Origin of the sequence: Blautia wexlerae (assembly GCF_013300825.1) — a bacterium.
Classification (GTDB): domain Bacteria; phylum Bacillota; class Clostridia; order Lachnospirales; family Lachnospiraceae; genus Blautia_A; species Blautia_A wexlerae_B.
Map to the genome: position 1 here is coordinate 1 of NZ_JAAIMY010000028.1, position 16,621 is coordinate 16,621.

Genomic DNA, 16,621 nt, shown 5'->3' on the forward strand with positions numbered 1-16,621 from the left:
TCTTTTTTATATCCGGCCGGCGTATTTTTCAGCATCTTTTTTTCTTCCTGATAATAACGGATCTTATCCGCAAGCATCCGGTTATAAAGAAAACGACTGCAGCCGATCGTCTTTTCTATCTGGGTTATCTGTTCTTTATTTGGATAAATCCTTATTTTTACTGCCCGGTTCATCTTTTTCACCCTGACTCTCTATATACTGATGGATTGTTTCAACAGGTACTATATTTCAAAGATTTCTTTTGCTCTCTCTGACATCTTATCGTCCAGCATCTTTCTGCTATATTTCATAACCATGATTAGCCAAAAACACTGAATGAAAATTATTATCTAAACTCATTATGTACACGTATTTCGACCGCCCAAAATTCAAGAGCATATTGTTCTTTTTTATTATAATATATTTATTGTATCAGAACAAGCGTTTTTGTGATTTTTTATGAATTTTTTATGCATTTGAGCAGATATGCTCGAATGTGCAATTCATCCCATCACCTATAGAGGTAAGGGAATTCTTGCTACGATTGTTAAAATAACAATTGATGAAAACCAAGAAGAACAGCCCCGAATCCCGGCTGTTCTTCTTGGTTTTTGCTTATATTATTTTTTCTCAAGGGGATTCCAGTTGGACAGGAAAACATTCAGTCCGAAGCCAACTGCCAATGCCCATGCAGATGCCCATGCGGTTCCCTGGGTTGCGAGGACTGCTGCCATTACGCCTGCGATCATCTTGTCTCTGTCGCTCTTGCAGTAATCCATACCGATTCTTGCACATACAAACGCCTGGAACATCAGAGTAATGGAAGATCCTACTCCGAAGATCGGGCGAAAGAAGCTTACTACAGGAATGATCAGCACACTTAAGAATGTGGCCAGTCTGAAAGAAGCCATTCCTCCGAGAAGAGACTTCATTGCTTTCTTTCCTTCTTTATAACGCATGGATACGGATACAGTCATTCCAACCCATAACGGACCGGAAAGGGGAGGAAATGGTGCAATGATAGACAGGATCAGGTTTCTCAGACCGCTTACCAGATTGGAACGGCTGGAATTGAAATCAATATACTCATCATCTCTTGCCTGACGTGCCTCTGATACAAGGGTCTCTGTAGTAACAAAATCACCAAATGCAATAACATAGCACACCAGTGCCAGCGGCAGTGCTTTGATAAACATAGATGCCGGAGGAATCCCTACGCCGAAAATACTCACCTGATCAATGATATCTTTAAACTGAGGAATCTTGATAAAGGTACCAATCTCCAGTCCCGGGGCATCCAGTTCGCCAACCAGAAGTCCTACTACCATTGCGATAAGATAGGGGAAAAGATTTCCGTATCTCGCAACAAGATCAAGAAACTTATTTGTTTTTCTCTTCTCCTGATATTTGTCAGAGAAGCTGATCAGGATCAAAAGACCTACACCTGCAACAATAGCCAGAGAATATTTGTGCATATTTCCGTTCTCTCCCAGCTGTCCTGCCATAACTGTAACCGGTGCTGCAAGAAGGATTCCGCCTTTGACAGAATTGGGAACTGCATGAACAAATTTATCCGCCAGTCTGGTCACACCCATAAAGATAAATACCAGACCTACCAGCATCTGCAGTGCGATCATAGCCTGTATTCGCTCTTTTCCCATGGGGAAGCCTTCCAGAAATACAATAGTCAGCGGCAGGGTCGGTGTGATCCACCCCGGTACTACCGGATCGCCAAGCAGGCTGTGAAGCAGATAAAGGAAGGTTTCAATAATTACACAGCTCCACGCCAGCTCATAAGGAAGCCCCAGATACTGCTCCAGATACGGAACAGCAGCCAGAGCAGTAACGCCCAGGATCAGACCCTGAATGAACTCAACAGATTCTATCTTGTAATGTATGAATGGAAGTCTTATCTGAAATGGTCCAAAGGGGATGTAGAGCAGTTCATTTTCTCTTCTTTGTGTTCTTGTATTTGCCATACAGATTCTCCTTTTCAATAAATTGTTAGATTACTTCTATATTTCAGCTTGTATATTCTATCTTTTTTGTTAATTTTTAGACAATCCAGATTTTAATAAAATCCAATCCGACCGGAAAAAATTTGAAGCTTGTAACGTCCAAACGTATCTTCAGTTAGATTGGATTTCAATATCACAGGATTTCTGTATCTTATTTATTTCTATCGCTTATTTATTTCTATCACTTACTGGCTTACTTATTTCTGTTCTTCTTTACAAAGAGGGCGAGCAGGATACCGACGATGGTCACTGCCATGTTCAGAAGAAGGATCATTCTCGGAGCACTGCTTCCGCCAACTTTGGTAATGTACCCTGCAAGGCTTAAGATTGTGTAGTTCGCGATGCTGGATGCGATCATTACCAGTGATGTTGCTGTTCCCTTATTCTCAGGGAAGAACTCTGCTGTGGTGGAAACTGCCAGCTGGAGAACACCGCCTGCACCTGCATATCCGATCACAAAGCCACCTACCAGACAGATAAACGGAGCCTGGATAAAGTAGCAGAGTGCCAGCATGATTGTGGAGATTAACGGATAGAGGATCAGGACGTTAATCTCTTTCAGACCTTTTTTGATAAAAGCTGCTGTTGCAAGGATGGCAGTTGCAGTTCCCAGGGCATACAGGGACTGGATTTTTGAAGGGTCTGCCATACCATAGGAACGGGCAAGCTCCTGGTTACAGTTCAGCCATAACATAAAGGTTGAGGAGCTGGTGAATCCGATCAGAATTGCAGCGATCGCTGCAGGGGAAATCTTGTGTCCGGATTTCTTCTTATCAGCTTTAGCCTGTACTGCCTTCTCTCTCGCCGGAAAGGGGAGGATCAGGATCAGGATTCCGTCAATGAGGATTGCAATACCTGCTACAATAAAGATTGTCTTATATGACATATTTGCAGATGCTACGATTCCGATCAGGAATGGAAGCAGGAACTGGCTCAGGCAGATGGAAAATTTTGTAAACAGGTTGGCTACTGACGGGTTGTTTACATATATTTCCATACAGGTGGGGCTTACGCAGGTATCGAGGAAAGAGTTTGCAATTCCGCCGATCACTGCAAATGCATATCCCATTGCCATGGATGTGGAATTAGCCATTCCAAAGAAGTATGCTACATAACAGAGCACACCGATAATTCCGCTCAGTTTTCTTCCGTATTTGTCAGACAGAGGGCCGGAGAAAGGAAGAGAAATCAGACGTCCCAGTCCAAGTGCTGCAATTACAGATACTACCATACTTACATCCAGTGTGCCATCGGTCAGGGGCTTCGCACCCCAGGCAGCTGCAAACTCCGGTTTGTACTGCCCCAGGATAGAAGCACCGATTCCATGGATGAAATAAGTGAAATATGCTGCAAGGGAGGTGAAAATGAGCATTTTATTTGTTTTCTGTTTCATTTTGGTCTCCTAGGTTATTATTACTTGTTTTCGTTTTCTTCCTGGAATTTCTGGTATTCGGCTGTTGGCATTTCCAGTCCTGTGTAGAGTTTGTAAGCTGCAGCTCCCTGCCATAACAGCATTCCTTTTCCGCCGATTGCAAGCTTGCAGCCTGCTTCTTTGGCTTCTTTTACCATTCTTGTTTCAGCAGGATTGTAAACAACGTCTGCTACTACAAGGTCAGGACGGAACATGGATTTATCTTTGATCAGAGTAAGCTCTTCGTGAGGTTTCATTCCTGCAAGTGTTGCGTTTACGAGGATGTCTGCGTTTGCAACCTCTTCTTTCAGTTTTGCCTCATCTGCCAGATCAAATACAGCAACTTTACAATCCGGTGTTTCTTTGCTCAGTTTCTCTGCTGTGGACTCTGCACGTGCAAAGAATGGGTCTTTCGGATTGAAGATAGAAATGGATTCTGCTCCGTCTAATGCACACTGTACCTGGATTGCTGTTGCAGCACCGCCTGCACCGAGAACTACCATTTTTTTGCCTTTCACATCAACGCCATGTTCTTTTAAGTTGCGGACAAATCCGATACCGTCTGTGATATGTCCTACTAATTTGCCGTCTTCATTAACGATTGTGTTAACTGCACCGATGATTCTTGCTGCAGGTGAAAGCTCATCCATGTGTTTTGCAACTTCGTTCTTGCATGGCATAGTTACGTTTGCGCCTCTCATTTTGAAAAGACGGATTGCATCCAGAGCAGCCGGAACCTGGTCTTCCTTGATGTCAAACGCCATGTAAGCATAATCAAGGTTGTGATAACGGAAGCTGAAGTTATACATTGCCGGTGATCCTGAGTGTCCTACCGGGCTTCCGATAAGTGCCATTAATCCTGTTGTTCCTTTAATTCTCTGTTCCATTTCCTGTTTGCCTCCTGAAATATTTTTCTTGTAATTATAATGCAGAAGCTACCTCATACGCTTCTTTCGTAGCATCAAGTGCTCTTCTTGCGCGGGTGGCATCGCCGATCACATAGGTATCCGGTACGATAGCTTCGATCTCTTCGCCGAATGGGTTGTAGTTTCTGAATCCCATGGAAAGGATGACAGAATCATAGCCTCTGGATTCATGTCTCTGTCCGTCTGCTGTCTCGTACTCTACGCCGTCCTCATAGAATTTGCATACCTTTGCACCTGTGATCTCTTTGATCTTGTAATCTTCGAAATCTTTCATCAGGTAAACTCTGTGCTCGTGGATCACGTCGGCACCTACAGTGTCTCTGAACTCAATGACTGTTACATCATGGTTCTGCTCACCGAGGAATGCTGCTGTCTCGCATCCCACCATTCCGCCGCCTACAACCAGTACTTTCTTTCCTGCTGCTCTCTTGCCGTCAAGGAGATCAGAGCCATGGATAATTGCAGGATTGTCGATACCTTCGATCGGAAGGATCAGTGTTCTGGAACCGGAAGCAACAATTACGCTGTCTGGTTTCTCTTCCCTGATAAGATCCAGAGTTACTTCCTGATTCATTTTGATTGTTACGCCTGCTTTCTGGCAGCGTACGATATAACTGCGGATCATGTTTGTGATGTCGCCTTTTCCCGGAGGATAAGCAGCAAGACGCATGTTTCCGCCAAGTTTATCACTTGCTTCATAAAGTGTTACCTGATGACCTTTTTCCTGTGCGATAAATGCAGCGCAAAGACCTGCAACACCGCCTCCGATTACCATTACTTTCTTAGCTTTTTCTGCAGGAGCAATGCCCTCAGCTTCATGTCCAAGGAATGGGTTTACAAGACAGCATACAGGGTTTCCTGCATACATGTTTGCCACGCAGCCCTGAAGACATGCGATACATGGAATCATATCCTCCAGTCTTTCTTCCTGCGCTTTTAATGGCATATAAGGATCTGCAAGGCTCTGACGTCCGAATGCAACCAGGTCACAGCGTCCTTCTTTTACCATTAATTCCGCAAACTGCGGTTCTGTATAACGTCCTACTGTGATCACCGGGATAGATACGGCACGTTTGATCTCTTCTACCTGAGAAGCGGAGAAACCGCCGTGTGTAACTGTCGGTGCCCACATAAATTCATCGCGGATGTGAACAGCTCTGGATACATGGATGGCATCCAGTCCGCATCCTTCCAGATATGCAGCGATCGCAGCACTGTCATGCACATCAAGACCTCCCGGTACTTCATCACAGCTGTTGATTCTTGCAAGAACTGCGATCTTTCCTTCTGTCATCTTCTTAACTTCTTCGATGATCAGACGGGAGAAACGCATTCTGTTCTCAAAGGAACCACCAAATTCGTCCAGTCTCTTGTTTGTTCTCGGAGAAAGGAAGGTGCTTACCAGATAGCCGTGTGCCATATGGATCTCAACTGCATCTACGCCTGCTTCCATGGCTCTCTTTGCTGCGAGGCCATAGCCTTTTACCAGTTCATAAACTTCTTCAGTCGTAACTTCCTTTGGTGTATCTCTTCCACAGTCTGACGGAATGCTTGTAGCTGCCTCGATCGGTGCACCTGCGTTCTTTGCATTTCCTTCAGGACCTGCATTCTGAAGCTGTACGGAAACCTTTGCTCCCTCTGCATGACAGGCATCTACTACCTTGCGGAAGCTTTCGATTGTGGAGTCATCATAAAGACATGGCTTGCGGGGGCCGCCCTTTGCGCCTTTATGTACTACTGTTGCTTCGATTGTGATCAGACCGAAGCCGCCTTTTGCTCTTTCACGATAATAAGCTGAGGACTGTTCGCTCATGCTTCCGTCTGTGTTTGCAAAGTTGTTTCCCATTGGCGGAACTACGAAGCGGTTCTTTACTGTCATTGGACCGATGTTGATCGGCTGAAACATTGCATTGAATTTCATGTGACCTTCTCCTTTTTCTCTGGATTTTATTTATATTTTCAGTATTTTTTATCTCATCAAAAATGCGGATCAGGCAGGCGTGGAGATTTCTGCCTGATCCTTTAATCTGTTGGTTTATCCGTCAGAGACTTACTGAAGAACCTCCGGCCATGCTTCCTCAAGCACTTTCTTTGTGTTCTCATATGTATGGTTTGCAGCATATTCAAGTCCTTTTGCAAGGATTGCATCGCTGATGACTTCTACACCGATTGCGTTTGGTTTGATTCCTTTTTCTTTTACCATCTTAACGAACGCTGCTGTACATCCGATTCCTGTTCCGGGAGCAAGACGGTCATGCATGGATTCGTCTCTTAAGATTGTTGTTGCATATGGTCTTTCCCATACATCGTTGATCTGGATGGATACGATCTTGTCTGCAGGGATGTCTTCGATCACAGAAAGGTCAACCGGCTGATTTGCTCTTACCCAGTGCCAGGTATCCATAATCAATTTTGCATTCTCGCAGTCAGCCGCCTTTACAACTGCCCAGCCTTTTTTCATATCCGGGATTCCGCTGTATGGCATTGGTTCAACACCGATGATGTATTTTCCTGCTCTCTGGCATAATTCTCTTAATTTCTGAGCAGTATATTCTACAGAATAGTTTTCCATCAGACCGCAGTTGATCTGTTTTACGTCAAATAATTCACACATATGGAAGCAGAGCTGTTCTTTGTATTTCTGTTCGTAAGATCTGTGCTCTTCTGCCCACTGTACGATGTACTCAACCTCTGTTACTTTCATACCATGTTTGTCCAGAATAGCAAGAATGTCTTTGTCAAAAAGTCCCTCATTCAACGCATCTACATAAGTTTCTGCACGAAGGCCGATTCCTTCGTATCCTGCGTTCTTTGCAGCGATCACTCTGTCTTCAAATTTGCACTGATCTCCCAGTGTCCAGGAACTGATTGTAATTGGAAATTCTTTTGACATCTTTTTGTCCTCCTAATAAAATCGCATAATTTTTCTATTTATTTTGATAATATTTTGTATCTTTTTGATATAAGCATTATATATCTTTGTTAAATATAAAACAAATTAGTTCTATCCTTTAAATTCATAGATTTTTTCAATACATCATGATATAATCTACGTATATGACAAATACAGCGCGGATTATTTGTGCAAGAGTGACTATAATTATAGTTTTCCGAAGCATTAAAGGACTGTGAAAGCCTGCACATAAAATATAGTCACTTATAAAATACTTATCAGAGAAAGGAGTTTTTCTATGAACCTGTATCATCTGCGGTACTTTTCTACGCTGGCTCATATTGAACATTACACAAAAGCCGCTGATATTCTGGCGATCACCCAGCCTTCGCTGAGTTATGCGATCTCCACTCTTGAGGAAGAACTGGGCGTGAAACTGTTTGAAAAAAATGGAAGGAATGTTACTCTTACCAAGTATGGAAAAGTTTTCCTGAATGACGTGGAAGAGGTACTGAACCGTCTGGACTCCTCTGTGAACAGTCTGAGGCTGGCAGGTAAAGGGGAAGGCTGCATTGATGTGGTATTCCTGCGTACACTGGGAATTGATTTTCTTCCTAAGATCATGCGGGGATTTCTGGAGGAAAATCCTACTAAAAAGATAGATTTCAATCTGTATTGTGATAAAGTTTTAACATCTGATATTCTGAACGGATTAAAAGAGAAGAAATATGATCTGGGGTTCTGTTCCAAACTTGATAATGAGCCGCTGATTGAGTTTATTCCAGTTGCCAGACAGGAGCTGGTTGTGATCGTACCTCTGGATCATCCACTGGCAGTAAAGGATGAAGTACGGCTGGAGGATACCATTCCTTATAAACAGATTATATTTAAGAAGAGAAGTGGTCTGAGACAGATCATTGACGGACTATTTGAATGTATCGGGCAGACACCGGATGTGGCTTATGAGATTGACGAGGATCAGGTTGCTGCAGGCTTTGTCTCCAACGGCTTTGGAATCTGCGTAGCTCCCAATATTCCGATCCTGCAGTCTCTGAATGTAAAGATCCTTCCCTTAGTTTCTCCAAGCTGGCAGAGAAACTTCTATATGGCAATGTTGAAGAACGTATACCATCCACCGGTTGTGGAAGCATTTAAGAAATATGTGATCGAGCAGGCACAGAAGGAATGGGATTATAAGACCAGCTGATCCGACTTAATAAAATATCAGAATACAAAAAGATATGGGACTGTCCCGTCAGTCGAGACACCCCATATCTTTTTATAATAACCGATACATTCAATATTATGACTTGATATCCGGCACTTCTGATATCATAAACCAGATCTGTCATGTTATATTATTTTTCTTCATCCATGGTGCGGAGTCTGTGTACCAGTTCTTCGCAGATTTCCAGTTCGTTCTTGCCGTCTGTCTCGATGATAATGTCTGCTGCCGCCTCGTATTTGGCGCGGCGTTTCTCCATCAAATCTGCGATAAATGGAACAGTCTTATTGTTCTCGATCAGCGGACGGTCATGGTTATTTTTGACGCGGTCAAGGATTGTCTCCGGTTTTGCTGTGAGGAGAACAACACGGCCATTCTTCTTCATCTCTACTACATTGCACTCTCTCATTGGAGTACCGCCGCCGCAGGAGATCACAACATTGCTGCGCGACTGCATTTCGATAAGCAGGTTTGTCTCAAGGTCACGGAAATACTGCTCACCGTATGTCTCGAAGATATCGGAAATACTCATTCCCTGTCTCTGGGCAATGATCTGATCCATCTCTACCACATCCATGGCAAATACATTCTTAAGGAAATCAGAAATTGTGGACTTTCCCGCACCCATGAAACCGATCAGCACGATGTTGTAGTTGAAGAGTTTTCTTGCCTGGATCCGTTTACTGTTTGTGCGGATGCATTCAAATACATCGGAAACCTCGTCCTTATGGCGTCTGCCTTCCATTCTCTTCTCCAGCCATTCTTTCTGCTTCGCTTCCTGCTCAGGCTGTAAAATCTGGAGTCCGTTGGCTTCTTTATATGCCATAATGTCCTCCACGATCCTGTTACGCATGATAAGTGCATCCAGAATGATCTCATCACACTGGCCAAGACTCTCTCTGAGTATTTCTAACTGATTCATATCTCTTTCCTCTGTCTTTCCTATGTCAGCTTGCAGCAGACCGCAGATCAGCCACAGGCTGACATAAACTATTCACGAACGGCAATATATGAATGCCGACTGTTAAGATTTATTATATCAATATCGCTTTCGTATAGCAACCCTTTAAACCATTAAATTATTTCATCTGTTCGATAGTTTTTTTCTATGAATTCGGCAAACAATTCTATGGCAAGACTCTGATGACGGTTCTTTAAGGTTCCCATATAATATATCTAATGAAAAAAATCATGAAATACTTTTTCAGTGTACCATTTAAAACTGATTTTTTCCACTGATTTCTCCGCATAGACCGGATAAAAATCTATCAGTTTTCCATCCAGGTAATAGGCAATGCGGCCAAGCTTCTCCCCCTTAAGAACCGGTGCTCTGACTTTCTGTGGAATTTCTATTTTACAGGTTACAGTTTCCCCTTTTTTCAGAAGGACTTCTTTTTCCCTGTCATATGCGGTTACACTGCATTTACCTCTCAGATAAATTTTCGTTCCTATATCCTGACCATCTTCCACACCGTCTGTTACCAGGATTTTTCCGGTCTGTGGTTCTTTCCAGTAGGTTTCGTACTCATAGTTGTAATCTCCGAAGTCCAGCAGTTTCTTTGTGTCACTCCATTTATAGGTTTTGTGGTTGGGCCACCCACAGCCAAGGAGACTGACGATAAATGTTTTGCCCTCTTTTTCCCAGGCACATACATAACAGTAGCCTGCCTGGGAAGTATAGCCTGTTTTTCCGGCAAGAACTCCGTCTCTCATGTCAAGAAATGCGTTGGCATTATGTACGGAAAAGGTTCTCTTTCCTGTGATCTCAGAGAATGTATAGTCTCTGGTCTGTGCAATGTGCAGGAATGTTTCGTTTTTAATAGCATAGCGCATGATCAGTGCCAGATCTGCGGCTGTTGTATGATGTTTTCCATTCGCATCCTCAGCGTCCAGGCCATTAGGTGTGATAAAATACGTATTCTTACATCCTATCTGTTTTGCTTTCCGGTTGAGCATTCTGGCAAAGCCTTTTACGCTTCCCCCGCAGTGTTCTGCAATGGCAACCGCTGTATCATTGTGGCTTTTCAGCATAAGGGAGTACAGAAGATCCTCCAGATAATACTGTTCTCCTTTCTGAAGTCCCAGCTTTACTTCCGGCTGGGATGCCGCATTCTGAGAAACCAGAACATAATCATCCCCCGGAGAGTTCTCCAGTGCCACAATACAGGTAAGCACCTTGGTTGTGCTGGCATTTGCCAAAGGCCGCTCTCCGTCCTTTTCATAGAGTACTCTGCCTGACTCTCCGTCCATGAGGACTGCTGATAATGCGTACAGTTCTGCCGGTTCTTCTGCAACAGGTGTCATGTCTACTGTCTGAGGTATTTTGTACTCCGCTCCCCGGGCGGAGGTGTATGTCTGCGTAAACAATAATACCGCCGTCACAACAATGACAGCGGCAATATGTTTCATTCTCATACTCCACCTCACATGCTGGCAATCCATGAATATCACTGTTCATAATTTACGGTTATTCACAGATTTGTTGTTTACAGGATATCTGCAGGATTTTGCTTCACCCTATAAGATAATTTATGCCTGCATGTCCGGAATATGACTGTCACAGTTCCGAAAAATATCGGGATATGCCCATTACCCGTTATAAGTCCGGTCCCATCTTTTGCTCAGATGATAAGCTCCCTCTCTTAAGGTATAAAGTTCTCCCAGATATTCCACAGCTTCAGGAACCGCCTCTCTGTAAAGCCTCTCAAGTTCAGGCATGGGAGCTTTTGCCTGCTCTACTGCTTCGGCAGTCATGAAATGTTCAATGACAGAGCCGATGGACTCTCCTCCCAGTCTCAGAAGTTTCCCCAGAATCCTGCGTTTTCTTCCATGGTCATCACACACCATGAAATTGGTAAGAATTTTCATCATCCTGACAGAAATATAAATGTTTATGGTTTTCACCAGAGGAATGGCCCTGTGGATCACTCTGGCATATTCCATCTTCGGCATGATCCCGCAGGCCGGATAATAATGGTCAGGATCTTTACCTGTCTCTTCCATAAGCACACGGTCAAATTCCTTCTCCAGAACAATGTGAGGAATAACGCCTTCTGCAGCCATCTTATTTACATAGGGATGGCATGCGGAGTCCAGAATATAATGACAGCCAAATCCAAGAAGATATGCAAAAAGTGCCTCATCATCATTTCTTCTGACCTGCCGCATCCCTTCTTCAAAAAAGGCTCTTGCCTTCTCATGATGCATCTCAATCCCGAACTGGGTGACAGGATTCTTTGAAACCATATAGTAGAACAGGATATCCGGCCCATGTAAACCAATCCTGTACAGGTCCCCATGCCTGCGAATCAGGGCTTTCATATCTGAAGGCAGTCTCTTATATACTTCTTTTCCAAATAAATCATGCGCATATGTGGTTGGCATTAGTTTTTTCTCCTTTATCTTACACATCCAGTTTCAGCTGGATTTCTTCCTCTGCCTCTGCCTTAAAGTCCTCTATCTGGACAGGGTCAGGGACAGGCAGAGATTCAAGATCCTGCACGCCGAAGCAGCGCAGAAACTCTTCCGTAGTTCCAAGCAGGATCGGACGTCCGGGGGCATCCAGACGCCCAAGCTCCCTGACCAGACTGTATTCTACCAGCTTGTTGATGGCGTGGTCACATTTTACCCCTCGGATCTTCTCTATCTCCGCCTTTGTAACCGGCTGTTTGTATGCAATGATGGATAAGGTTTCCAGCATAACATCTGACAGTGCCGGTTTCTGAGGATGCAGGGCAATATTGATCAGATACTGATAATATTCTTTCTTTGTACACATCTGGAAAGAATTCTCCAGCTCTATGATCTGGATGCCTCTGTTCTCTTCCTGATAACGGTCCATCATATTGCGGATGATCCTTCCTGTTGTCTTCTCGTCCACACCGATGGATCTGGCGATCCGGGGCAGTTCTACGGAACCGCCCATTGCAAAAAGTATTGCTTCTATCGCAGCTTCTGTCTCCTTAATCTTCACTCAGTCTTCCTCATTCCTTTTATTACATATTGATCTTTGTATTCTGCGGTTCATCTTCCGCAAATTCTGTAAGATTCTTCCATGTATCCGGATCTGTCTGTACTTCAACAGAGATATCATCGAACAGCCCGTCCTGCTCCACATGGATATGTCCCATTTTCATCAGTTCCAGTATGGAGAGAAAGGTGACGATCACCTGTACTTTCGAGCACTGACTCTCCAGGAGATTTCGAAAGCTGAATTTCCGATGGGTACGGGCAAAATCTTTGATCTCTATCATCTTATCAGACAGACTGACCTCTTCCTTCTCGATGGTTCCGAATTTGCTTCGGATAGGATCGACCTTGTCCTCCTGCCTGCGGATGATGGACTTGTAGATCGCATTCAGCTTCTCCAGTGTAAGACCTGCCAGAAGTTCCTTTGGATCTACAGGCTCTCTGTACTGCAATACCTCCTCCGGAAGAGTGGGCTCTTTAAAGAATACATTTGCCGCATCGTCCATCTTGTCCTTTAGCTCATAGGACATAAACTTATACATCTTATATTCCAGAAGTTTCTCCACCAGTTCAGCTCTTGGATCTTCCTCTTCTCCCTCCTCATTGACCTCTTTCGGGAGAAGCATTTTACACTTGATATCCAGCAATGTGGCTGCCATGACCATGAACTCGCTCATGACACCAAGGTCTTCCCGCTCCATGGCATGGATGTATTCCATATACTGATCTGTGATCTCCACGATGGGGATATCATAGATATCTATTTTATTTTTTTCGATAAGGTGCAGTAAGAGATCCAGAGGACCTTCAAATACTTCCAGCTTTACCGGAATTCCCATAGCACAGTCTTTTCCTTTTCAAGTAAATATTTCGCTGCCATACAGTCAGCAGACAGTAACAATATTCTCAGGCATTCGGTTTCAAATCCACCATCAGCAATTCCCTGGGATTATGGATCCTTACAGGTATGGTGTGTTCCCCTGCTCCTGCGCTTACCAGCATATGCTGATCCTTCCTGTGGAAATCTCCGCAGCAGAATTTCGGAAATGGATGAAGCTGTGGGGAAAGCAGCCCATTGTGCCTGCCAATTCTTACAATCCCTCCATGATAATGCCCGCTCAGGATCAGATCAGCCCCCCAGTCAAAATAAGTATCTCCATATTTGGGGCTGTGGGCCAGAAGAATATTCAGGGAATCGGAAGATGGTTCTCCGATCAGTTCCCTGACTTCCTCTCTCCTAAGCTGTGGAGAAAATGGCTTCTTATAATAGATCAGAGGTATTTCCAGGCCATAGACAGTAAGGCTGGTTTTTCCCACCTGCAGGCTGCAGGATTCATTATGCAGGATATGGATCCCGGCTTTCTTCAGCTCCTTTTCATATTCCTGATATCGGGCTGCCATACAGTTATCCTGAGGATCTGTCCTGTACAGCTTATATTCATGGTTTCCCAGTGCATAATAAACCGGATACTGCTGAGCAAGGCTCCTCAGAAGAGATGATGCAGTCTTTAAAGAAGCAGAATCATTTCTCACGATCATATCACCGGCAATGAGAATCCCATCCGGTCTGTACCGGTGGATCGTCTCCAGAAGCTTTCTGTTATCAGGGCCAAATTCCATGCCATGAAGATCTGCGATCACAGCAAATCTGATGCCTCTCGCATCCTTTATTTTGTTAGAATGGATTGTATAATGTACGGTTTTAAATCTTTTCATGCAAGTTTTCTTTTCCCTTTATGTTCACTTTCTGTCTGCCAACGCATTCTGCGGGATATTATTTTCCGAATCCGCAGTTCGGGAATGTACAGACATCACAGTTCAGGCAGAGTCCACCCTCTCCAAGTTGGTTAATCTCTGATAATGTGATCTCATCATCTGCCATCAGTCTTGGCAGAAGCAGATCAAAGATGGTATTCTTTGCATACATAACACATCCCGGAAGCCCAAGAATCGGTATCTGCCTGCCGTCTTTCTCATAATAGGAAACCAGCATCATAGCTCCCGGAAGTACTGGTGCACCGTAAGATACGATGCGGGTTCCTGTTGCTTTGATCGCACCCGGAGTTCTGTCATCCGGATCTACGCTCATTCCGCCGCTGCAGACTACCATATCGGCTCCCTCTTCAATAAATTTCAGGATATCGGCTGTGATCTGTTCCATATCGTCACCCGGTTTTGTCTGACCGATGACCTCTGATGGAAATTTTGCAAATTTATCTCTCAGTACAGGAGTGAAGGTGTCAGTGATCAGACCTTTCTGCACTTCACTTCCTGTTGTTACGATACCCACTTTTTTCTTCTTATATGGCAAAATGGAAAAGATTGGTTCTGTGCCTGCCGCCTCTGCTGCACGATCCATTTTCTCTTTCTCGATCACCAGCGGGATAATTCTGGTTCCTGCCAGTTTGTCGCCCTTCTTTACAGGAAAATCTCCATGGCGGGATGCGATCATCATCTCTCCAAGTGAATTGACAGCCAGCAGAGCTTCCCTGCGGATCTTAAGCACTCCGTCAATGTCTGCGATCAGCTCGATCTTTCCCTCTTTTATATCAGAACCATGCATGGTGTCCGAATCTCCGGCACAGATCTTATAAAGGATCTCTGCGCCTTCATTCTCATGAAGGATTCCTTCTTTCTTCTCCCACACATATAAATGTTCTTTTCCTACAGAGAGCAAAAGAGGAATATCCTCTTCTCTGACAATATGACCTTTCTTAAAAAGCACCCCTTTTTTTACATCTTTGATAATCTGTGTGATGTCATGGCATAAAATGTGCCCTACGGCATCTTCTGTACGGATTTCTTTCATTATATAATACCTTCCTTTTGTTTTTTATTTCCCTCAATACCCATTTGGATTTTATTATACATCGGATTGCTGTCCTTTGTCAAAAATTTATAAAATTGTCCAAAATACTTTTTGTCTACAGTCTCATGACAACTTTTTTCAAGCAGTCCAGATACGTGGCTTTCCCTGCATTTTCCCCATAAAGGATTCGCACTCTTCCCAGTTCCTTCCCATCGACGGAATAGATCATCTCCCCTGCCAGGGTGTTCTTTTTCACCGGAGCCTTTACTTCCCTGTGGATTCTCAGCTTTCTTTTTACATTCCCGATATTCTGTCCTGTGGTGTCCAGATAGTGAAACTGTTCTTCATAAACCAGGGAAACCGTTTTTTTCTTTCCATTTCTGACCGGGACCTCCGGCAGAACTTCCATTTTCTTATCTATGTACAGGCTGCATTTTGAAAAGCCATAATTTAACATGGAGGCAGCATCTTTAAATCGCACTTTATAGTCCGGGGCTGCCATCACTACTGCGATCAGAGTGATATCATTTCTTTTTGCAACTGCGCTGAGACAGTATTTTGCAATACTGGTGCTTCCCGTTTTCAGTCCGACACAGCCCTCATAGCTGCGGATCAGTTTGTTGGTATTGGTAAGCCCGAATTCCTTTGTCCCCTGCCTGGTCACATGGGTGATATTTTCCATCCATATGGAAGAATATTCCAGAATTTTCGGATATTTTGTGATCAGTTCCCTGCTCATGATGGCAATGTCCCTGGCTGTTGTGTAATGATCGGGAGATTCTGTCAGACCACAGCAGTCTTCAAAATGAGTATTTTTCATCCCAAGTCCTTCTGCCCGTTCATTCATGTGGCGGACAAATTCCTGTTCACTGCCGCAGATATGCTCTGCCATTGCTACGCTGGCATCATTTCCTGACGCGATTACAATGCATTTGATCAGGGTTTCCACTGTCTGGATTTCCCCCTCCTCCAGAAACACCTGAGAACCGCCCATTGACTTTGCATGGGCACTGGTTGTGACTGTGTCGTCCATTTTCAGGCTGCCTTTATCCAGAGCATCAAAGATCAGGATCAGCGTCATGATCTTCGTGATACTGGCAGGGCTTCGTCTGGTATCCGCATCCTTCTGATAAACGACTGTTCCTGTCTGCGCTTCCATTAAGATTCCTGATGGTGCTTCAATAAGATCTGTGGATTCTGCCTGTTTGGTATTGCTTTCCTCGGGCAAAAAGATTCCGGCGGCATATACAGGTGCAGTGATGGTGCAGACCATGATAAGTATAGCGCATATTATGGAGATCCATTTTTTTCGCATATTCTCTCTCCGATCAATGTACCGACAGACTGCCGGCACACGCTCTAAGACTACTTTCTTTATTCATTATATAGCA

General features: G+C 44.1%; 15 protein-coding genes. 1 reads left to right on the forward strand and 14 read right to left on the reverse strand.

Features of this window, described 5'->3' with window-relative positions:
• The 6 genes from G4417_RS17580 to G4417_RS13085 all read right to left on the reverse strand — a co-directional run.
• Positions 1–173: helix-turn-helix domain-containing protein (locus G4417_RS17580; protein WP_173683767.1), on the reverse strand; the 173-nt coding region annotated here is incomplete at its 3' end.
• A gap of 426 nt (positions 174–599) precedes the next feature.
• Positions 600–1,958: a hypothetical protein gene (locus G4417_RS13065; RefSeq protein ID WP_173683768.1), complete on the reverse strand. Its 1,359-nt coding sequence runs from the start codon at positions 1,956–1,958 to the stop codon at positions 600–602.
• Between the two features lie 232 nt (positions 1,959–2,190).
• Positions 2,191–3,390 (reverse strand): MFS transporter, encoded by a 1,200-nt coding sequence (locus G4417_RS13070; protein ID WP_173683769.1) that lies wholly within the window; start codon positions 3,388–3,390, stop codon positions 2,191–2,193.
• A 20-nt stretch (positions 3,391–3,410) separates the two neighbouring features.
• Positions 3,411–4,295: a shikimate dehydrogenase gene (aroE, locus tag G4417_RS13075; RefSeq protein ID WP_173683770.1), complete on the reverse strand. Its 885-nt coding sequence runs from the start codon at positions 4,293–4,295 to the stop codon at positions 3,411–3,413.
• Positions 4,296–4,329: 34 nt separating this feature from the next.
• Positions 4,330–6,255, reverse strand: a complete 1,926-nt coding sequence (locus tag G4417_RS13080) for an FAD-dependent oxidoreductase (protein ID WP_173683771.1) — start codon at positions 6,253–6,255, stop codon at positions 4,330–4,332.
• Positions 6,256–6,384: 129 nt separating this feature from the next.
• Positions 6,385–7,227, reverse strand: a complete 843-nt coding sequence (locus G4417_RS13085; protein ID WP_022381137.1) for a sugar phosphate isomerase/epimerase family protein — start codon at positions 7,225–7,227, stop codon at positions 6,385–6,387.
• A gap of 298 nt (positions 7,228–7,525) precedes the next feature.
• Here G4417_RS13085 and G4417_RS13090 point away from each other — a divergent pair, with 298 nt between their 5' ends.
• Entirely contained in the window at positions 7,526–8,434 is a 909-nt protein-coding gene (locus G4417_RS13090; protein ID WP_173683772.1) for a LysR family transcriptional regulator, read from the forward strand.
• A gap of 151 nt (positions 8,435–8,585) precedes the next feature.
• Here G4417_RS13090 and G4417_RS13095 read toward each other — a convergent pair whose 3' ends face one another.
• The 8 genes from G4417_RS13095 to G4417_RS13130 all read right to left on the reverse strand — a co-directional run bounded on the left by G4417_RS13095 (position 8,586) and on the right by G4417_RS13130 (position 16,545).
• Complete coding sequence (locus G4417_RS13095) at positions 8,586–9,374, reverse strand: shikimate kinase (protein ID WP_022381135.1); 789 nt, start codon at positions 9,372–9,374, stop codon at positions 8,586–8,588.
• A 254-nt stretch (positions 9,375–9,628) separates the two neighbouring features.
• On the reverse strand, positions 9,629–10,861 hold the full coding sequence (locus tag G4417_RS13100) for a D-alanyl-D-alanine carboxypeptidase family protein (RefSeq protein ID WP_243872146.1): 1,233 nt from the start codon (positions 10,859–10,861) through the stop codon (positions 9,629–9,631).
• 180 nt (positions 10,862–11,041) lie between these two features.
• On the reverse strand, positions 11,042–11,836 hold the full coding sequence (locus G4417_RS13105) for a zinc dependent phospholipase C family protein (protein WP_055150133.1): 795 nt from the start codon (positions 11,834–11,836) through the stop codon (positions 11,042–11,044).
• A gap of 19 nt (positions 11,837–11,855) precedes the next feature.
• Positions 11,856–12,425 carry an SMC-Scp complex subunit ScpB gene (gene scpB, locus G4417_RS13110; RefSeq protein WP_173683774.1) on the reverse strand — a complete coding sequence of 190 codons (570 nt, stop codon included), beginning with the start codon at positions 12,423–12,425 and terminating at the stop codon, positions 11,856–11,858.
• Between the two features lie 22 nt (positions 12,426–12,447).
• Positions 12,448–13,260 carry a segregation and condensation protein A gene (locus G4417_RS13115; RefSeq protein WP_173683775.1) on the reverse strand — a complete coding sequence of 271 codons (813 nt, stop codon included), beginning with the start codon at positions 13,258–13,260 and terminating at the stop codon, positions 12,448–12,450.
• Positions 13,261–13,327: 67 nt separating this feature from the next.
• Positions 13,328–14,137, reverse strand: a complete 810-nt coding sequence (locus G4417_RS13120; RefSeq protein WP_173683776.1) for a metallophosphoesterase — start codon at positions 14,135–14,137, stop codon at positions 13,328–13,330.
• A gap of 58 nt (positions 14,138–14,195) precedes the next feature.
• The gene (locus G4417_RS13125) at positions 14,196–15,230 is read right to left on the reverse strand and encodes a molybdopterin-binding protein (RefSeq protein WP_173683777.1); all 1,035 of its coding nucleotides are present in this window, start codon (positions 15,228–15,230) and stop codon (positions 14,196–14,198) included.
• Between the two features lie 115 nt (positions 15,231–15,345).
• Complete coding sequence (locus G4417_RS13130) at positions 15,346–16,545, reverse strand: D-alanyl-D-alanine carboxypeptidase family protein (RefSeq protein ID WP_173683778.1); 1,200 nt, start codon at positions 16,543–16,545, stop codon at positions 15,346–15,348.
• Positions 16,546–16,621: the final 76 nt, after the last annotated feature.